Source organism: Tolypothrix sp. VBCCA 56010, from assembly GCF_050875635.1.
GTDB lineage: Bacteria > Cyanobacteriota > Cyanobacteriia > Cyanobacteriales > Nostocaceae > Hassallia.
Map to the genome: position 1 here is coordinate 1 of NZ_JBPAOH010000160.1, position 18005 is coordinate 18005.

Annotated in this window: 21 protein-coding genes; 10 read left to right on the forward strand and 11 right to left on the reverse strand. The window is 41.9% G+C overall.

The annotated features are described in order from the left end of the window. Positions 1 to 164: 164 nt before the first annotated feature. Positions 165 to 590 carry a CVNH domain-containing protein gene (locus AABK37_RS34250; protein ID WP_432555927.1) on the forward strand — a complete coding sequence of 142 codons (426 nt, stop codon included), beginning with the start codon at positions 165 to 167 and terminating at the stop codon, positions 588 to 590. A 163-nt stretch (positions 591 to 753) separates the two neighbouring features. Here AABK37_RS34250 and AABK37_RS34255 read toward each other — a convergent pair whose 3' ends face one another. The 10 genes from AABK37_RS34255 to AABK37_RS34300 form a co-directional block, all read right to left on the reverse strand. Further along, the gene (locus AABK37_RS34255; protein WP_432555928.1) at positions 754 to 1245 is read right to left on the reverse strand and encodes a hypothetical protein; all 492 of its coding nucleotides are present in this window, start codon (positions 1243 to 1245) and stop codon (positions 754 to 756) included. After that, positions 1238 to 1474, reverse strand: a complete 237-nt coding sequence (locus AABK37_RS34260) for a hypothetical protein (protein ID WP_432555929.1) — start codon at positions 1472 to 1474, stop codon at positions 1238 to 1240. Before AABK37_RS34260 ends, AABK37_RS34255 begins: the two co-directional genes overlap by 8 nt. 231 nt (positions 1475 to 1705) lie before the next feature. Then, a complete protein-coding gene (locus AABK37_RS34265; protein WP_432555930.1) occupies positions 1706 to 3541 on the reverse strand; it encodes a hypothetical protein in 1836 nt (611 codons plus the stop codon). Between the two features lie 66 nt (positions 3542 to 3607). Next, entirely contained in the window at positions 3608 to 4324 is a 717-nt protein-coding gene (locus AABK37_RS34270; protein WP_432555931.1) for a hypothetical protein, read from the reverse strand. After that, the gene (locus AABK37_RS34275; RefSeq protein ID WP_432555932.1) at positions 4324 to 4698 is read right to left on the reverse strand and encodes a hypothetical protein; all 375 of its coding nucleotides are present in this window, start codon (positions 4696 to 4698) and stop codon (positions 4324 to 4326) included. The genes AABK37_RS34270 and AABK37_RS34275 overlap by 1 nt, the downstream gene beginning before the upstream one ends. 35 nt (positions 4699 to 4733) lie before the next feature. Next, complete coding sequence (locus tag AABK37_RS34280) at positions 4734 to 5003, reverse strand: hypothetical protein (RefSeq protein ID WP_432555933.1); 270 nt, start codon at positions 5001 to 5003, stop codon at positions 4734 to 4736. A 96-nt stretch (positions 5004 to 5099) separates the two neighbouring features. Further along, positions 5100 to 5315, reverse strand: coding sequence for a hypothetical protein (locus AABK37_RS34285; RefSeq protein ID WP_432555934.1), 216 nt, complete (start codon positions 5313 to 5315; stop codon positions 5100 to 5102). 29 nt (positions 5316 to 5344) lie between these two features. Next, positions 5345 to 6067 carry a hypothetical protein gene (locus AABK37_RS34290; protein WP_432555935.1) on the reverse strand — a complete coding sequence of 241 codons (723 nt, stop codon included), beginning with the start codon at positions 6065 to 6067 and terminating at the stop codon, positions 5345 to 5347. Next, positions 6064 to 6306 (reverse strand): hypothetical protein, encoded by a 243-nt coding sequence (locus AABK37_RS34295; protein WP_432555936.1) that lies wholly within the window; start codon positions 6304 to 6306, stop codon positions 6064 to 6066. The genes AABK37_RS34290 and AABK37_RS34295 overlap by 4 nt, the downstream gene beginning before the upstream one ends. Continuing rightward, entirely contained in the window at positions 6299 to 7414 is a 1116-nt protein-coding gene (locus tag AABK37_RS34300; RefSeq protein ID WP_432555937.1) for a ParM/StbA family protein, read from the reverse strand. The genes AABK37_RS34295 and AABK37_RS34300 overlap by 8 nt, the downstream gene beginning before the upstream one ends. A 286-nt stretch (positions 7415 to 7700) precedes the next feature. Between AABK37_RS34300 and AABK37_RS34305 the strand changes: the two genes are divergently transcribed. The 9 genes from AABK37_RS34305 to AABK37_RS34345 all read left to right on the forward strand — a co-directional run bounded on the left by AABK37_RS34305 (position 7701) and on the right by AABK37_RS34345 (position 17093). Further along, positions 7701 to 7877 carry a hypothetical protein gene (locus AABK37_RS34305; RefSeq protein ID WP_432555938.1) on the forward strand — a complete coding sequence of 59 codons (177 nt, stop codon included), beginning with the start codon at positions 7701 to 7703 and terminating at the stop codon, positions 7875 to 7877. Further along, positions 7874 to 8200 (forward strand): hypothetical protein, encoded by a 327-nt coding sequence (locus tag AABK37_RS34310; RefSeq protein ID WP_432555939.1) that lies wholly within the window; start codon positions 7874 to 7876, stop codon positions 8198 to 8200. The genes AABK37_RS34305 and AABK37_RS34310 overlap by 4 nt, the downstream gene beginning before the upstream one ends. Positions 8201 to 8215: 15 nt before the next feature. Continuing rightward, positions 8216 to 8509 carry a fertility inhibition FinO-like protein gene (locus AABK37_RS34315; RefSeq protein WP_432555940.1) on the forward strand — a complete coding sequence of 98 codons (294 nt, stop codon included), beginning with the start codon at positions 8216 to 8218 and terminating at the stop codon, positions 8507 to 8509. A 771-nt stretch (positions 8510 to 9280) separates the two neighbouring features. Further along, complete coding sequence (locus AABK37_RS34320; protein ID WP_432555941.1) at positions 9281 to 13432, forward strand: CHC2 zinc finger domain-containing protein; 4152 nt, start codon at positions 9281 to 9283, stop codon at positions 13430 to 13432. Positions 13433 to 13607: 175 nt separating this feature from the next. Next, positions 13608 to 14114, forward strand: coding sequence for a helix-turn-helix domain-containing protein (locus AABK37_RS34325; protein WP_432555942.1), 507 nt, complete (start codon positions 13608 to 13610; stop codon positions 14112 to 14114). A 199-nt stretch (positions 14115 to 14313) separates the two neighbouring features. Then, complete coding sequence (locus AABK37_RS34330; protein WP_432555943.1) at positions 14314 to 15366, forward strand: tyrosine-type recombinase/integrase; 1053 nt, start codon at positions 14314 to 14316, stop codon at positions 15364 to 15366. A gap of 166 nt (positions 15367 to 15532) precedes the next feature. Next, positions 15533 to 15793, forward strand: coding sequence for a hypothetical protein (locus AABK37_RS34335; RefSeq protein WP_432555944.1), 261 nt, complete (start codon positions 15533 to 15535; stop codon positions 15791 to 15793). Between the two features lie 83 nt (positions 15794 to 15876). Next, positions 15877 to 16131 carry a hypothetical protein gene (locus AABK37_RS34340; protein WP_432555945.1) on the forward strand — a complete coding sequence of 85 codons (255 nt, stop codon included), beginning with the start codon at positions 15877 to 15879 and terminating at the stop codon, positions 16129 to 16131. 431 nt (positions 16132 to 16562) lie between these two features. Then, positions 16563 to 17093 carry a C39 family peptidase gene (locus AABK37_RS34345; protein ID WP_432555946.1) on the forward strand — a complete coding sequence of 177 codons (531 nt, stop codon included), beginning with the start codon at positions 16563 to 16565 and terminating at the stop codon, positions 17091 to 17093. Between the two features lie 413 nt (positions 17094 to 17506). On the opposite strand, the gene AABK37_RS34350 is transcribed toward AABK37_RS34345, so the two are convergent. Next, entirely contained in the window at positions 17507 to 17839 is a 333-nt protein-coding gene (locus tag AABK37_RS34350) for a tyrosine-type recombinase/integrase (protein WP_432555947.1), read from the reverse strand. Positions 17840 to 18005: the final 166 nt, after the last annotated feature.

Consider the following 18005-nt stretch of genomic DNA (forward strand, 5'->3'; position numbering starts at 1 on the left):
CCAATGGTACTAATACCCCGGTTGTATCCCTCTCATCACACCTTTAGCACTTTTTATTAGATCAAGTGCATAAGTCGGTTTCACTTAAACCTATTTAAGGGTATAGCTATGAGAATTTATATTCTCTATCTTCAACACCCTGTTAAATTGAAAGGTATTTTACCATGTTTAGAGATTTGAAGAACGTTTTAAAAATGGTTAGTGTTTTATCTCTTATGTTTTTAACTACTTTTTTGATAAAACCTGATGCAGCAGTAGCGGGAGCATTTATAAAAACGTGCAGTAATATTAGAGTTGATTTTAATAACGATAGAGCTATTCTACTTGCAGAGTGCTATAACAATAAAGGTCAAATACGTCGATCTAATTTATTGATTTCAAATTATGTCGCTAACTACACCGGTGCATTATCATGGGCTACTCCTCCTGGCAACTTTCAGAAATCTTGTAGGAGTGCGGGTATAGTAGATCGTAATCAAGGTTGGTTGACCGCTAAATGTGGAAACGGTAAAGGAGGATGGGTAACCAGTGAAATTAATCTTGACGAAAGAGTTAGTAACCAAAATGGTGTTCTAGACTATGATGACTGATCTTTTATAAGGAGCAACGCGATAAATAATCAGCAAGCTAGAACAAGCCTGTAGCAAATTCAAGACTAAAAATAAAACTGTTACATTACTGTTTTTAGTGTAACAGTTTTGTTTTATCTAGTTTTTTCTGAATACCCACCGGAAATGGTCGCAACGAAAAGAATTATTCATTTCCGTAGTTGTAGAAGAATTTATCAAAAGCACGAGCGGCACTACAAACCTGGCTAATATTCGCACTACCTCCAATCGGCTTACACATACCTGGATTTAAGCAAAGCATTAGCGCGATTACCGCAGGAGTTAATGTTCCCAACCAAAATCCACACCTGATAATGTCGCCAAGTTCTGATAACACAGGGATACTATAAAGGTGGTCGTGCTTAATAGCGTGTGGTGGTTTGTTTTCTATTAGTGCTAATGCTGCGATCGCTTCCTCCGCAGACTCGTTATTGGCAACCTTTTGAATTACCAGCGCTTTTAACAATTTGATTTGTTCGGAGTGGGTTAATGTTTGCAAGACATCCCCTTTAGCATCTCCCAGAAGCGCTTGTTTGGTTGCTATTTGTTTCTCTATCTCAAATAACTCTTTGATGCGCTGGTCAATGATTTGTTGGTCAGCGATAGCGGTGAGGTAGCGTTTGACTGCTTTAAACATTTGTGTGTTCTCCTAATTTCCAATTTCCGTAAACATCCCAGTCAGCGCTATCATTTTTAAACCCTTCAATGCCGTAGTCGTAGTAGCGAATAATTGCGTTAACTACTTCTTGGTCGCTTAAATTTCTCACATCGTCGTCATTCTCCATGTTTCGCCAGCAGCCTTGATTAACACACTCTGCTAACCAGTCCCTGGCTTTTAATATTTCAGTTGCAGTTAGGTTGTTCATCCTTGATTTCTTCTAATAGTTTTATTTTGGTTTAGTCACCTTAGCGTTACGGTGATTGTGGCAGTCTGATTAACAGAAACTGCGAATCCGTTGGCTAACATCAACTGGGGGTAAAAGGTGTCACTTGAGGTGTCACATTCTGGGGTGTCATTTGGATGACACCGGGGTGTCACCCTTGTACTTGCGTTGTTTCCCCCCTGCTTTGAACGTTGAGTGACACCTTTTTTTGAATTACACCTTTAGCCAACGCAGAGCAGTTCCGTCTTCAGATAGCTCAATCTTTTTTGCTGAAAGTAGCTCTGCAATCGCCTCGTCTTTGCTCTCTCCTTTTATGTTTGACGCGCTCAAAAAGTTAACAAAGGAGCTATCTCTGTTTTTCTTGCCTTTGAATTTAACCCACTTTTCCGGGCGATTAACTTCAAGCCACTCATCGATTAAATAAGCAGTATCGGTTAAATCAATCTCTGTATCTGTCGTACTTTCTTGAGGCTTCATTATTCCACCTTCGGAGTCTTTATCACTAATCTCTAGTGATTTCTCTAAGCTGTTAATAATGTCGCTCAATTTCCTTTCTGATTTAGGAGCGTGTTTAGGTATTGGCATCGTCGTATCGACAGGTGCATCTTTTTCGGCTTGTGTTCTGAAGTCTTTAGTTTTAGGAAAGTTAGCTAAGTTAATCGACTTTGGATTCTTGTCGGCTTTCCCTTTAACCTTCAACCAAGCCCGTCCGCTACTAACAGCTTCGCCTGTCACGTCATCAGTTTTCACAATACATTCCACACGCGGCTGCTCATCGTAGCGGGAAGAGAATCCTTTCATCTTTGAGCTAATACTTGTCTGGTTATCTGACTGGGCAGTTAGACAAGCGGTATAGCCCCACTTCCTGATATTCGTTAAACACATTTGTAAAACTGAAGCCCATAAATCGGCATCAACTCCGCAAAGTTCAAAGGTGTTTGCTTCCATAAAAAAGATAGCAACACGCCCATCTCTTCCAGCTTTTTTCGCTGCAACTTTGGCTAGGAATTCATCTTCATCTATACCTAGCTTTCGGCATTCTCGCTGACGGTTTTCAATGCCTGCAACAAAATCAGAAAGAAAATCATTAATCTCGTCACTAGTAGTTAGAACCTCAACGCCTTTCCAAACATCGGGGTTAGTTTCGGTGTTTAAGCAGACGATATGATAGCCAGCTTCTTTAAGCTTGGAAATCATAAAACGTTCTAATGTTGATTTCCCCGATCCAGCATCACCAGTCAGCACACGAAAAGGCATCTTTAATACCTGATCAATCCATTGAAATTTGTCAACTGCTTCAGGAGTCGTGGGCACATGAGCGTGTTCTCCTGGGGTGTCAATTCGAGGCTGAGGTTTAGCATATGTAGGTTGCAAAACAGCTTTCGTTTTTTGCACAATATTTTCTTCTAACTGCTTAAGCGCCCTACTTTTAATTTCTCCCAGTTGCTTCACTACAACCGCCACTTCAACCCCGCGTGATTGAGCTACAAGTTTTACGGCTGCCGTTAGGGGACTAACTTTACCCTTCTTAATAAGTTCAAATTCAGACAACGTGCCTGTGCCGGCTTCTTGCAAGCTGGTACAGAACAAATCAAACCCTGCCAAACCCCAAAGGCAAGCCCAATTAATTAAAGCATCCGATTTAATAGCAAGTTGAAGGCGCTTGAGTTTTTCAATTATCTTGGCAGCTTCTTTATTGTGAAATAGTGACCCGCTAACAGTTACTACTCCGGCGCTTGCGGATGTTGCTGCTACTAAAAAACCAGCTATGGGATTGAGTGCTGCTGTACCACAAATTACCGCTGCCGTTGCAAAGCCACTGGCGATCGCAGTCCAATGTAGAAAAGTAGTTTTATTTTCAAGATTGCATTCCAATTCTTCCGCACACTGCATTAGTTGGCTGAGTATCTCAATCTTGGCATCTATTGTTTTGGGTTCATCCTCACTAATTAAGGCGGCAATCAAGGTGCTGGCAGTATTAACTTGCAAGGATTTTAAAACTAAATCAGTGGGAGAACCGGCTTTGAGATTTCGTGATAAGTTTGACATAAAATAAATTATTTAATCCCGTTAATTAATAGGGCAGTGCCGCGCTATTGACACCACCCTTTTAAATCAGAATTTAACGTTCTCGCCTTCAGCTTCTTGGTAAATGTGTTCGCTCACTGTACCCAAAACTGAAACCGTGGAGGCGACCAACTCCAGCATTTTTTCAGGAAGTAACAACGATACCGCAGCTTGGATAATTGCAAAGAAATTCAAGCCGTTCAGGAACACGAAGCCAAGTACCAAGCCAGTCTCAATTCCGTAGGAAATTAATCTAGTTTTCTTTAGTAAACTGTGGTCAAAACTAAGCCAGTTTTGTTGTTTGGATTTTACGGTTTCCTCATCAGTCTCAAAGTCGGTATCAACGCCTAGTTCTGCATAGGCTCTGGCAACATCTTTACGAATTTTCCACAGAGTTGGCGCTAACTGATATACGTTGATTCCAGTCCCCAGTAGCACCCCAGCCACCCCAGAGGCTATACCATAAACAGTTTTAAAGTGAAACCAGATACCGAGCCATACACCGATTTGAAACCATTGCATCGCGGCGATAGTAGACACAGCAGCAAAAGCTATGATGGCTACCACACAAGGCGTTGTAGGGTTTGCTAATAGCTTGATAATGTAGTTGAAGAAGAACATAATCAACTGCATTCCATTCTCGATAATCGACCAAGCGAGGTGAATTATCATGCGGAACACATAAAAAACTTTTCTTACAACATTGTTGATAAAAGTCGTGAAACTTTTCTTAGGTTTAGCCGAAGCTTGGCGTGATGACTGCATTAATGTTCTCCTTTGATAGATAGTTGGTTTTGTACTTCTTTGGGCGAGTAAACTTGGATAACTTTGAGTTGACCGTCAAGATAAGCGACTTGCAAATATTGCTTGGTTCGTGGTGCGATAACACAACTTGTAGGAAGCAACCCATCATCTGTGCCGACTGTTTGGATTAAATCGCCCAGCTTAAAAGGTTTTTTGGATGAATTAAACCAACAAGTTTCACTTTTCACATGTTGGGATATTAGAGACAAACCTTTGTTACGAGCTTGAAGCTGGGTCTGCGAAGTGACATTTGACCACACTTGGTTGCACGTTACATACCCAATACAAGCGAGATTTACAGATGCACCAACAGCAATGAAGGGTGTGTATTTCATGGCTCGAAGGGGCAGCCGTGCCACCCCAGTAAGGTTTACAAAACGTTCAGTAAGAAACGAGCTAGTGCAAGCTGTTGCTGATAATCGAGGTTGTGCAAGTTTTCGCACATTGGCGTAATAATCTCGCTCACATCGTAGGGATTATAATTTTCGGTTTTGTCTGCTGTAATCACCCCTGTTACTGTGGCAAGCATCCAGAGTTTTTCTGACTGCGTAAGTCCCTGAAAGTAGCTACCCCAGTAATGCTCGGCTTCTGAGATAAGAGGCACATTCTGATTGCAAAAATATCCAATTGGCTTAGTCATGAGTTAAAATTCCTATGCTGTTTACTGTTTTTGCGGCGGTAGATGCATCTTGGTGGGGCGATCGCTTTTCTGTCTGAGTTGTGCGATCGCTCTTAATCAAGATTCAACTAAAAAATTAGCTACCCACTCAAAGGCGCTTTCAGCATCGCCCAAGGTCATTTCTCCAGTACTGAGTCCTGCCTCGCATAAGCAGTGAAAAGTGGTCGGATATTTAGCCTTAAACTGTGCCACTAGAGAGGCGATCGCATCTAAAGCGATTAATATTTCAGAGCCAGTCGCATTGTCTTGTTCTAGTGCTTGATTAATTTCCATTTAAAAACCTATGTCGTAAATTACGATGACTAAGCGACGAATAAATCGTCATCTACCATTGATTGAATTGACTCTATAGAAATAGCTTCGGCATAGACAATACCAAAGCGCTCGCAATGTTGTTTTGCTAAATCACGGTACAAAGGAGCGTCGGAACCAAATAAAAACAAGGCAGGCAATCTATCGGGATAGTAGAAGCTGTAAATCAACGCTTGCCCTACGCCATGCTTCCAGTGAGAAGCCACTTTTACCTCAATAACGTAATCCTTGGTTAAGACATCTACTCGCCCCGACGGATTAATTGACTCTCGAACTCCACCAAGCTTTAATGCTAAGTAGTCGCTCATTTTTTGTTCTGCAAATGTCTTAGGAGCAATCTCTACTAGTCTCGGCACAAAAGGTTTGGGATCTGCTTTTCTTTTCGATCTAGTTCTTTTTGTCCTGGCAACATCAGCAGGTACTTTAGATGGTTTAATATCTTCCGTACCAGAATGAATTACGCTTTCGTCAAAAGTAAAAACACCTAAAATATCCTCAAGGTAGCTCGCTATTCGTTCTGGGCAATGCTCAGACAATAGACTGTTTAGTTCAAACTGATTAGAGCAATGCCACGCCCACTGAGGAACTTCGCAATAATCAACTTCTGGCACGAAATCGCCTTCTTCCTCAGAAAAGTAAGTATCCCAAAGAGAAGAAGGGAATACTGTTTCTTTTTTTGCATTTAGTTTGTAGAACGGATTTCTGTTTCTCACGTCGCTGTCCTCGCCTGACTGACCATCGCTGCCAACCCTGTTTTGTTCACCGTAGGAGGTGAAGAAGCTGGTGGCTGCGGCGGAGCAGCGTTTCCACTAGCTACCTTAAAAATGAACTTTTCAATCGCTGCACTAATCACATTCGAGGGCGCATCATGAGCTATCCCCTCTAATCTGCAAATCTCTTGAACTGCGAAACAATTGATAGTAATTCGTCGGCTTTCGTACTGATCAGGCATTGAATACCTCCGTTAATAATTTCAACCCTTGGGCATTGATAAATTGAGGCTGATTTAAAACGGTAAAACCTAAATCAACTAGGCGATCGCTCAAAGAAGGCAACATTGCACCACCACCCCAAGCAACAAGCCCACTCGTTCGATCTAGATAGTTACCACTCGCTAGAAAACTCGCTAATTTACCCAGCCGTGGCATCCACCACATCTCTAAGCAACGGTCATATTCTTGTTGAAAGTCTTGCCCAATAATTGAGTTTTGACCATACCTGAAGCCTCCATCAACCACCCCTTTATTTATCAAAAAGGGGTCGTGTTTTCTATCTGTCGTCAGCAGGCTTACATGATCGCTGCGGTTGTCCATTTGTTCGGCAATCATGGCGTATAGTTCGCCTGTTCCACCCTCAATTAAGTGTCGGTCTATCACTCCGCCGCCCCCATCAAAGCAAGTAATGATGCAGGTAGAAGACCCGATATCAAGGCTGATAGCTAGGTCAGAAGAGTCCAGAGTCAAGGAATTATCTCCAAAAAGGCAATAAGCAATACTGCCAAAACCTTCTGGGTAAACTGCCGCTACGTCAATTTCTACTGTCTTAGTGACCAGTTCTCGCGTTAGAGGGTGCTTGTGTTCAAAGGTGTGCTTACCTTTCACCCTACGCTCAATTTCTACTTCCCACTTGTCGGCATTGTGAGTGCTGAGGCTCATCACCAGTCGGCATCCGTCGGGAACATCAATTATCGCTAAATCAGCAAGGATGCCCTCAAGGGATAACTCCGCTTTTTTGGCTTTATCCTCATGTAGCAATACATGAAATTGCTGTGCGATCGCAGCACTGCCCCAAAAATACTGTCTATCTTTTAGGTCTTTTCTAGAACCTTCTACATACCGAATCCACGCCCCATCTTTAGAAATGGTTTCGTGATGACGAACGTTTCGGTTCAACACTAATGAGTATGCCGAAGGCATCACTACTGCTAAATCACCGTAAATTGCCTTCCCATACCCTGCACCTGGGTCTTTCCCGCAGGTAAGAGTGCTTGGGCAGGAATTGGCAGAGTAGTCAACCTGCTCTAGCCAATTACTGGCATTCGTTAGATATTGATTTTTCATGGTTCAGAAGTTTGATGATTGCTGAATTGCTTTGCCCAAGCAGCATTGAGGCACTGCAAATATGATGCAGGTTATATATGCATGACTTGTTAAAGCTTGTGTTGATAGCCGTAGAACGTCAGTTTCTGGCAGTGCCTGCCGTTGTTGCTTGCCGTTTCCTGGCTATGTAAGTTAATATAGCTTGTATAGGTCGGATATGTCAACAAGGTCGGACGGGATATGTTCAGATTGTCTAAATCTAAAGGACAATATCTTTATCGACCCTTCCGATATATATGACCTGTTTATGTCAGATAATAAGACCAAAGATGATTCTACTGTTAGCTTTCGGGTATTTTGTCCCGAAGGATTGCGTACCCAATTTAAAGTTTATTGCGCCAAAGAACAAACAAATATGAGCGAGAAGTGCAGAGAACTGATCGAGCGTTGGATTAATGAAAAACAGCAAGAGGAGGCATCATGACCAACGCAGGACAACCACCAACCATTGAAGACCGCTTAAGCCGCCTAGAAAACATCTTTGCCAGCATTGGTGAAACAGTAGTTGCACAAAGCGACACTATTGATGTGCTAGTAGCGAACATCAATCAATTAACTGAGAACGTTAATGCCGTAACCAACCGAGTAGATATCTTAGCCATACAAGCAGAACAAGACCGAGCGCAAGCCGCAGAAGACAGGCAACAAGCAGCCGTTGACCGTCAAGAATTCCGATCCGAGATACGGCGGATTTGGGAATATTTACTACAGCAAGGTGGCAACGGGAATACCCCACCCAGTAATTGAATCAGGAGTGTCAACATGATACAAGGCAAGCTAGAAATCACTATTAAAATCAGCGAGTTGCCCAACGCCACCGCAGTCGAAAATGGTTGGCAACGCTTTGATATTGATTGCGATGGGCGAATTATCAACATCACCGTCAAACCCAAAGTCTGGAAAAAACTCACCGACGCGCAAGCCAACTTTCCGCAATGGGTAGGTGCGATCGCAGGCAAGATGGGTGAAGCAACTGAAAATGGTTTTGTGCTACCGGAACCGAATATTCAGGTTTTTGAAAAGAAGCCAAAAGCAGATAAAGTTGCTGCAACTTGATAGTGTATTTTTCCCGCTTGCGGGAAATTTCTTATTACAAAACTTAATAAATACCAGTTAGAAGGAGAATAAAAGAATGAACATTTTTAAAAATTAAGTATGCCTATTTGAAGGTATTCAAGTAGACTAAAGAAAATTCAGTGCCAAAAAACAGATGTTTTCTGCAAAATTAGTTACCTTTACTTAGTTTGAATAGTTAAATATGCAGTACCGTAGTACTAAGCCAACATATTAACATCATGGTTGAAAATCAAGAGTTGAGAAAACACATGGTTTCTGTACGAATGACAGATAACGAATTTCAGATAATAACAGACTTATCCTACAATCTGAGAAAACCTCGCGCCACTATTATCAGAGAAGCAATCTCTAATTATTTAACAAAAAACAACAAAACGCTTGCAGATTTACCGCAAGCGTAATGCTATTCTTAATCAGCCCTAGCCGGAGTTAATATTCATTTGGCGTGTTACCTGAGCAGTGCGCTCCAAATGATATTTATGAAGTTGGCTAGCTTAACCGAGTCCCTTATTTTTCTCAAGTAATTGCCAATGAGGTTTGACCTCATTAACCAATTGTACATCTTCTCAGAAGCACAATCAATTATTTAGAGAGGTTTGGGGGACGTACTGGACTTCCGACATGTCGGAATACATTTAGTATACAGAACAAATTCTTCGCTAACCGTGAATTTTTTCTAAAAGGTAAAGCTAGCTGACATTCTTTCCAATAACTCCGGAGGGCACGTAAACCAACGCCCGGAGAAAATATATGGTTTTCAGCTTCGCCGTAAATCCATCACCTCAAACCCTTAACAGCCCAAAACCAGCATTCAACTACCAAGCTTTTCTGGATGAGGCTTACTCACAGTTAACGGTGGATCAGGTTTACACCCACATCAGCCACCAGTTTAAGCAATCGGGCGAAAAATATAGAGGTGGGTGTCCCTTCCATGAAAGTAAAAGCGGCAGCTCGTTTGTGGTCAATGAAAATAGCCTTTTATTTTATTGTGCCGGTTGCCAAAGTGGTGGGTCAGCCCTTGATTATTTACACAGCATTAAAGCCGGTCGTTGGGAAAAAGCACGCGGCAAGGACTTTATAGAGGCGGCGAAACAACTGGCAGAATTAGCCGGAATTCCTTTCCCCAGTGTTGAGAAGTCGCCAGAGGAAATCGAGAGGGCGCGTCGGTGGGAATCTCGGCGGGAAATATTACAAGTTGTTACAGAGTATGGGAAAGAGGTACTTTGGTCATCGCGGGGAATTGATGCTAGGAATTACTTAATTAAGGAGCGCGGCTTTACAGAGGAGCAAATTAAAGATTTAAATTTAGGTTTGCACCTCAGCCGCAAAGAACTTGAGAAAGTATTGCTCTCAAAAGGGTGTAAGCTGGATGACATTAAAAATGCCGGGGTGTTGTGGAGCAAGCTTGAGGGATATATTTTATTCCCGTGGAATGATTCACAAAGCAGACCACTTACAATATACGGGCGCTACCCGTCTAAAGTGATACCAGAAGGCAAAGATAAAACAATTGCTCTAAAAGGTGAAGGGACAAAACAATCTCCCCTTTATTTCGACCGAGCATTACAGGCGGGGCATAAAGAAATTATTTTGGTTGAGGGCGTTATTGACGCTGCATTATTGCAAGTCAAAGGCGACACCAGGGTGTGTGCTTGTGTAGCAGCTAGTTGTTCTGAAGCACAGATAAAAACTTTAGTTAAGCGTGGAATTAAATCAGTAACCCTTTGCGGAGATCCAGACACGGGAGGCGATAACGGCACAGTAAGCAACATTAACCGAATAATGGCTACTGGCATTGATGTTTTTGTAGCACCCAAACTCCCAGACAGACTAGACCCAGATGAATTCGTAATTAAATTTGGGATGTCCGGGTGGGAAAAGCATATCAATGATGCCAGCCATGCTTTTACTTACTTGGCGAATTGTATCCTCGCCAAGCACGACATCACCAATGACTATGGTAAATTGGCTGCCATAAACGAGGCATTTGCATTTAATGAAAAATTCACACAGCCCCAACATAAAGTCTCGCTTCAAGCTTTTTTCTGGAAAGAAATATGTCAAAGGTTGGAGATAGATAAAGAAGAATTATTTGGCGACTTTAAAGCCAATAATAGCAATAGCAACGAAAGTAGCAGTGATGGGGATAGTCAGGAAAATAGCGAAACTGAAGGCACAGAGGCGGAATGGCGATCGCAGCGGGAAAGGTGGAAAACACCAACCTCACATGAAGGAGAAGTTGGTTTTTGGAAGAAGGAAAAGGCGGGTGATGATGGAGAGGATAAATATTTTTTTGAGCCTGCCTGTAATTTTGATTTTCAGATAGAGCGTGAAATTGAAGATGCTGACGGTGGTGGTTTAGTCTTGCAAGTTAAACGTTCTTTTGAAAAAAACCAAATTCGAGTAATTCTCAACTCAACCGACTACACCAAAGCTGATACTTTTACCGATGCTTTAAAACGAGCATTGGGAACAGGCATCGTTTGTAACTTAACTAAGCCACAGTTAAATGCTCTAATTCACACGCGATTGCACGAATATCGTACCACTCGCAAGGGTAAAGTATTTAAGCGGATCGACCGCTACGGTCAGCAGGCTGATGGTACGTGGGTATTTCGAGATCGCCAATTCAAAAAAGATGGTACGCCTACAAACGAAAACAAATCGGGGTGGGTTTTCAACCCGTCGTTAGGCAAGGAAGATTTTATCCCGTGTCCAGAACTGGCAGAACAAAATCCCCAAGCATTAAAAACATTAGTTGATGCCTCCCGTAAATTCTTTGGAGATCGCAACATAAACCAAGTTCTGTTAATGATGGGTTGGGTTGTTGCTGGGTTAAATTTTCAAGAAATATTTAGCCAAAACAAGTCGTTTCCTTTATCAAACAGCTTCGGGGAACCAGGCAGTTGCAAAACGTTAGCGGCTGAAGCAGCACTGTCATTAGTTGGTGTAAATTGGGCACGAGACGGAATGCTGGCACGGGTTAGCGTCAGCGCAATTTATGAACACGGGGCACGTACTGGATCGCTACCTTTCATTTGGGATGATCCAGCCCGAACTCCAGAAAATGAGGAATTAGCAAAGAATTGGTATAATTGCAAGTCGCGTCGAGTTCGCGGAAATGAGCAGACTCCTCACTCTGCAATGGGGATAGTAAGTAACCATATAGTGGGTGGCGAACAAGCGGCAACATACACCCGATTTATAAGAACAGGATTTGAACGAGCAAGCGGAGGAAATAAAGTTGCATTTCAAGAATTACAAGAGGCTCAAAAGACAGCCAGCGGCGCTTTCTCGGAGATTATTGCACTAGGCTATTCTAAAAATGAAATTGCAACTTTGGAAACAGAGTTATTACATTACCTTCCACATGCTCATGCACGAATAGCTCAAAGCCTTGCTATTGTCACCTGGTACGCTCAAAAAATTGTCGAGTTAACAGGCGGCAACGAGAATATTAAGCAATGGGTGGTAGACAATTGCTGTAAATCCGAAAATGACAGCGATGCTTCCGGTAATTCCCTTCAAGATTATATAGATAAAATCCTGGCGTTGGAAGCAGAGTCATTAGTCGGGGACTGGAACTTTAACCGCAAAGTAGAGCGGAACGGGCAGCAATTTTATGCGATATACGCTCACGATGTTTGGAAATTAGTAGATCAACGTTTTAAACCTGCAACGTATAATGAGCGGTCACTTAAATCATTAGTTATTAAGGCAGGTGGTATAACCGATACCACTGTTCGTTTTTCATATGACCGCGATCAGGTACTCACGTACAACCGAGCATTAATTAACGCAAGACTAGATTCAGAGGGTTGCCCTATTCCCCCCATTCCACCCGATACGGTTCCTAGAAAAGCTTGGTTGATTCCAGCCCACTTGTTTGGGGAGACAGATAAAGTTGATGAACCTGTAACCGAGCGTAACCAACCTCCGGTTACACCACCGCAAAATCCGGTTACACCTCAGAACCCTTATGAATCCAAGGGAAACTCAATTTCTGACGTAACTGCTGTAACCGAGTGTAACCGAAATCCGGTTACACCCTCAACCCCTGATGAATCAAGCACTTGCGCCCCCTCAGATGGGTACTGTAACCGTGTAACCGAAAAAAATGACTTAAAAATAAAAAAAGAAGATGAAAAAAAAGTTGAAAATAAACCAAACACAGGCACTCAAATAAATTCTGGCTGTAACCCAAACTCCGGTTACACCGGTTACACCCCTTCTGAGAATGAAAAAACTCAGGAAAATCAAGGCTTTCAAGCTGTAACTGGAGAGCAGTCCCCACCGGTTACGCCTGGTTACACCAGTTACAACCCTTTAGAAAATGAAAAACCCCAGGAAAATCAAGCCTTTGACACTGTAACCGAAGACCAGTTACAGTCGGTTACGTCGGTTACGTCTCCCGCGCCACTTGACCAGACATTAACAAACGACCTGTGGGCTGAAGTATCCAATTCGGAGCCGGAAGCTGAACTGAAAAAGTTAATGGCGCTTATTCTCCAATGCAAAATTTGGGTAGAGTTTACGGAACTGCCGGAAATAAACCAGGAAAAAATAATAACCGTCGTTGAAAAAGCATCCCAGCGGCACATTAAGTATTTATCTCGCCTGCTGAGTACTCACTTGCTCGAAACCAACAACTTCAAAGATTTAATTTGGCTTCCTGAAAAATTAATTGCACCGACTCTATCCAAAATTACTTTTACAGTCAGGAAGAAAAATTTAGGCAGCCAAGAAATTGAAGTAATTCGTGAATGTAAAATGATAGGCATAAAAAATCAAACTCAAAACTTCTGGACTTTCTCAGCGCCAGGGATTTCCAGGATGGCAATTAATAACGACGATGATTTTACATCTGAATCCTTAATCAGCGATTCTCCTGTTTGGGGGTGAAATTTCCATCTCCCAGAGGAGACGCTCCGCGAACGGCGGGGAATAATTGAAATTTTTGAGTGCGGTTAATAATGCAGATCGCACTTGCAATTTTTCCCGCGAGCGGGAATTAATTAAGCCTTGCCATCTTTCGCCAGCTTGCTAAAATCTTGGCGATAGTACTTCAGGAAATAATATGAACAAGCAAGAAGCGGCAGAATTTCTGAATATTGGTGTGCGTTCGCTCGAACGGTACATGAGCCAGGGGCGTATCGCCTATTCCCGCCAGCGGGGTAAAACTGGCGAAGTTGTGGTTTTTAAAAATGCTGAACTCGAACGTTTTAAAGAAGAACTGCACTCTGTAACCCATCAAGGCGCTATAGAGCAGGTACGCCAAGGCTCGTCATCAAGTAGCTCACAGATGGTCACAAGCAGCCAAATTATGGCGGAGGTTGGCGAAAGCCTAATAAACATCTCTGAGGGAATTGATGCACTGCTGGAAGCCATCAAAGAACTCACTGTAAAAATTCCAGTAGAGTCAAAGCCCCTACTAACCTTGGCAGAAGCAAGGCAACTCTCTGGGTTGAGCAGGCAATACCTACTACAGGCAATTAAGGGAAACCAACTAAAAGGGCAGCTACTTGGCAAGGCTTGGCGGGTAAAACGGAAGGACTTGGAGCGCTTTGTTGGTAAACTTTTTTGAGTTTACTTTACACCCAGCTTCGCCAAGACTCGCACGCGGTATTGAATTGAGATCCTTGTAAAATCATGCAAAATATATTTACTTTTCTATCTGATCCAGTGTCTAGTAATTAAACTTCCCAGACACTCATTTAAGATATTTAAAGGGGCAAGATTGCCGTCTCACCCCAAACATAATCAATTTCTACTTTCAGACAATTATGACACTAACCAGATTGGATCAACTGGAACAGGCGATCGCCTCATTGCCTCCAGAAAAGCAAGCGGAAATATTAGCACAAGCTATCGTTACGGCGAAAATAGTTACAGAGATGCAGCGCCCGAAAATGACCAGGGCTAATACTACCTCAGAGCTTCTTAGCAACTGGTTAAAGAAAAAATCCAACGAAACAGAGAGAGCTTACGTTAATGACATTACCCACTTTGCACAATGGATGCTAGGCGGTAAACCACATTTAGATGAACTTGAATTAACTGAGGTGATGGTTGAGGATTGCGATCGCTACCTGTCTTGGCTTTTGGAACTTGAAGCTGATAAGCTAATCACCCGTGCCACTGTCCGCCGTCGCATCGCCTCACTTAAATCATTCCTCAAATATGCCCAAGACACGGGCTTTGCTCAGTTTAACGCGGCTAGTAAGACTAAGATGCCCAAAGCTCGTAAGACCGCTGAGGAACGGGTACTTTCTGTTGGTGACGTTGGGGCGATGCTTAATGAAGCAAAAAAAGCTGTAAAGGTTGCTGAGACAGAGCTTGTCAAACAGCAAGCCACAAGAGATTGGTTACTTATTAAGTTACTTTATATTGGCGCATTTCGTGTCGGTGAAATCTCAACTCTCACTTGGGAGCAAATTACCGTAACACAGACAGGCAACGGATGCATCAAAGTTGTGGGCAAGGGCGACAAACAACGTAAAGTCATCATCCCCGCTAATCATTTGATACATTTACAATCATCTCGTTTAAGTAAAATTCCTAAAGAGCCAGTGTTTAAATCGCGGGAAGGTGGTAAGGCTATTTGCGATCGCACCATCCGTAGAATAGTTGTCAAATATGCAAAACTAGCCAAGCTTGACCGAATCCCTAGCCCACACTGGCTCAGACACTCGCACGCAACCCATGCGTTGAAAAACCAAGCACCTATTAAAGTAACTACCAACACATTAGGGCACGCAAGTGCTAGTACCTTGCTGGATAATTACGTCCATGTTGGTGAGGAAGAAAGCAGCAGCTTTTTTGTTAATGCTGATTAACATTCTCGCAATTTTTTTCTAAAAAAGAATTTATCGCCACCACACCAAAATTCCCACTCGCGGGAAAAATTGTGCGATAGCGAAGCGCACTTCTCGAAGCGCTGATCGCTGCGACTCTCAAAAAATTGTACTGTTGGTTAATAGACAAATCACTAGACAATATTTTATGCCCGACAAGCCCCTCAACAATCGCCCCCAAATAAATATTCGCCTCGACAAAGAACCTTCGCTGCTAGACGAAATTAAAAAGGCTGCAAGCGATCGCAACACTACCGTTAGCGAATTCCTGCTAGACGCAATTAAATCCGCGTTGGGAAAACCAACATCTACCCCTACACCTTCTCTAGAAAGCATTTTGGCACAAATAGACAATGTTATAGACATTAAGTTAGACGAACGCTTGGGGGAGTTGAAAGGCGGCTGCTAGAACAAGTTAGACCAGATGATAGACAGCCACCGCCCGAAGAAATCAAACCAGATAGACAAGAAACTAGACCAGATTATCAAGAGTTGCGCGAGCGTAACCAGGAATTAGAAGCTGAGGTTTTGCGGCTTAAAAAAATTATGGAACAAGCAGAGGAATTAAATTCTGTTCCAAAACCTGATTTATTTGCTTTGCGCGAAAAAATTTTGGAATCTTTAACTACAGGGCGGGGTAAAGTGGGGACATTTTCCCCGCAATACAAAACCGCTGTAAAAGTGCTGGATAGATTCGTTGAGAAATTAAATACAGAAAAATCTGCATCCCCATCTGCCTGGAAATAACAATGCTTTAGAAGACGCTCTGCAACAAAAATTTACAACGTGTCCTATTTGCGTATATTTCGGCTGAACCCCTAAACAACCTTCAATAAAACCCTTACACAGTAGGACTTTTAAGCTTAATCCGGCTTTCTATTCCAATGGTACTAATACCCCGGTTGTATCCCTCTCATCACACCTTTAGCACTTTTTATTAGATCAAGTGCATAAGTCGGTTTCACTTAAACCTATTTAAGGGTACAGCTATGAGAATTTATATTCTCTAGCTTCAAAACCCTATTAAGTTGAGGTGATTTATATCTCATAAACTAGATCAATGTGTCAGTTTTAGGTCATAGGAAAATTGGATTGCTTATACTAAGCATACAATTTGCTATTACCAATTTCATTAACCCAAAAATTAATTCAATCAATGTAGGTCAAAGGACTTTATCATGGCTAAAAAACTTTTAGACATTCGTCAAACAGATCAGTTAAAAAAAACTTCTTGCTGGGCAGCCTGTGGTCGTGTTATAAACAATTTCTTTGCACTGACAAATAAAAAACGAAAGACATTCGATTCAGATATAGATTTTGGGAATGCTGTTGGAATGAACATTGATAAATATGAGAATATTGAACAAGCCCTAGTACACGAAGATATTAAGTGTTATGGTGGACAAGATGACACAGGTAATATTCCAACATTTCAAGAAATTAAGGAAAGTATAGACGGTAACGAACCAATTGCTGTCTGTGTTTCAGTAAAAGAAGTAAAATATCCTGAAAATGTTAAAGATGGACATTACATTCTTATCGTTGGGTATGATGATGATGGGAAAAAAATCTATATTATGGATCCAGATCCTAGGGTAAACAATGTTGTACCCATACCTTACAGCCCTAACGTATATGAAATTGGTTTTGATATTCCAAAGCAATATTGGGGAGTTACATATTACACTGAAGATGGGATAAAAAAATAAAATCTTTACTGATTGAAACGAGATACTTTTTGACCTTAACCAATACCTTTTAGATAAAAAAATTTAATACCACAAGGCGGTCATATCTTTCAAGGTGGTAAAAATCGGAAGGAAAATTGGTTATTTGAATCTTCAAAAAGCCCAATTTCTCAGGATAGAAGTCAGGATAACAAGTAACCCTGTTTTGTCACTTTCGGAAAACAATAATCGAAACAAAAGTCTGAAATTTTGATTCAATCAAGCTTTGAGCCTTTGTTTTTTAACAGTAACTAAAATCGCTAACTAAAAACTGAAAACTCAAGCTCAGAAAGGCTTTCAGCGATTGGTTTCTCCCAGATTGACAAAACAGGGGTAAGTCGCCACAAATAAAGTTAACTAGTGGAACTTTGCAACTGGAGTTTAGACTAAATTGATTAATGAAATTTCAATTTACTTACAGCGTCTTGCAAGTCTTTATCCGCAACCTCTAGGTAATTATCAAGTGCCGCCAATGTTTTATGTCCAGATATTTTTTTAATTACTTTCGTTGGTACACCTGCCAGGTGCATTTTGGTTAAGCAGCTTCTTCGGAAACTATGTGTACTAGCGTTTTCAATATCTAGATCGTCGAAAGCAGCCCTTAAGATTTTGTCGGCAGAATCAGGGTGGATGTGTCCCCATCTGCCTGGAAATAACAATGCTTTAGAACAGGCTCTGCAACAAAAATTTACAACGTGTCCTATTTTGCGTATATCCCGGCTGAACACCTAAACAACCTTCAATAAAATCCTTACACAGTAGGACTTTTAAGCTTAATTCGGTTTTCTGTTCCAATGGTACTAATACCCCGGTTGTATCCCTCTCATCACACCTTTAGCACTTTTTATTAGATCAAGTGCATAAGTCGGTTTCACTTAAACCTATTTAAGGGTA

Excerpts from the sequence above, each read along its gene's own strand:
- AABK37_RS34315 (WP_432555940.1), top strand. The coding sequence starts at position 8,216 with ATGATACAAGGCAAGCTAGAAATCACTATTAAAATCAGCGAGTTGCCC.
- AABK37_RS34295 (WP_432555936.1), bottom strand. The coding sequence starts at position 6,306 with ATGCCTGATCAGTACGAAAGCCGACGAATTACTATCAATTGTTTCGCA.
- AABK37_RS34345 (WP_432555946.1), top strand. The coding sequence starts at position 16,563 with ATGGCTAAAAAACTTTTAGACATTCGTCAAACAGATCAGTTAAAAAAA.
- AABK37_RS34300 (WP_432555937.1), bottom strand. The coding sequence starts at position 7,414 with ATGAAAAATCAATATCTAACGAATGCCAGTAATTGGCTAGAGCAGGTT.
- AABK37_RS34280 (WP_432555933.1), bottom strand. The coding sequence starts at position 5,003 with ATGACTAAGCCAATTGGATATTTTTGCAATCAGAATGTGCCTCTTATC.
- AABK37_RS34310 (WP_432555939.1), top strand. The coding sequence starts at position 7,874 with ATGACCAACGCAGGACAACCACCAACCATTGAAGACCGCTTAAGCCGC.
- AABK37_RS34265 (WP_432555930.1), bottom strand. The coding sequence starts at position 3,541 with ATGTCAAACTTATCACGAAATCTCAAAGCCGGTTCTCCCACTGATTTA.
- AABK37_RS34335 (WP_432555944.1), top strand. The coding sequence starts at position 15,533 with ATGCCCGACAAGCCCCTCAACAATCGCCCCCAAATAAATATTCGCCTC.
- AABK37_RS34260 (WP_432555929.1), bottom strand. The coding sequence starts at position 1,474 with ATGAACAACCTAACTGCAACTGAAATATTAAAAGCCAGGGACTGGTTA.
- AABK37_RS34325 (WP_432555942.1), top strand. The coding sequence starts at position 13,608 with ATGAACAAGCAAGAAGCGGCAGAATTTCTGAATATTGGTGTGCGTTCG.
- AABK37_RS34285 (WP_432555934.1), bottom strand. The coding sequence starts at position 5,315 with ATGGAAATTAATCAAGCACTAGAACAAGACAATGCGACTGGCTCTGAA.
- AABK37_RS34270 (WP_432555931.1), bottom strand. The coding sequence starts at position 4,324 with ATGCAGTCATCACGCCAAGCTTCGGCTAAACCTAAGAAAAGTTTCACG.
- AABK37_RS34330 (WP_432555943.1), top strand. The coding sequence starts at position 14,314 with ATGACACTAACCAGATTGGATCAACTGGAACAGGCGATCGCCTCATTG.
- AABK37_RS34255 (WP_432555928.1), bottom strand. The coding sequence starts at position 1,245 with ATGTTTAAAGCAGTCAAACGCTACCTCACCGCTATCGCTGACCAACAA.
- AABK37_RS34320 (WP_432555941.1), top strand. The coding sequence starts at position 9,281 with ATGGTTTTCAGCTTCGCCGTAAATCCATCACCTCAAACCCTTAACAGC.
- AABK37_RS34250 (WP_432555927.1), top strand. The coding sequence starts at position 165 with ATGTTTAGAGATTTGAAGAACGTTTTAAAAATGGTTAGTGTTTTATCT.
- AABK37_RS34275 (WP_432555932.1), bottom strand. The coding sequence starts at position 4,698 with ATGAAATACACACCCTTCATTGCTGTTGGTGCATCTGTAAATCTCGCT.
- AABK37_RS34305 (WP_432555938.1), top strand. The coding sequence starts at position 7,701 with ATGTCAGATAATAAGACCAAAGATGATTCTACTGTTAGCTTTCGGGTA.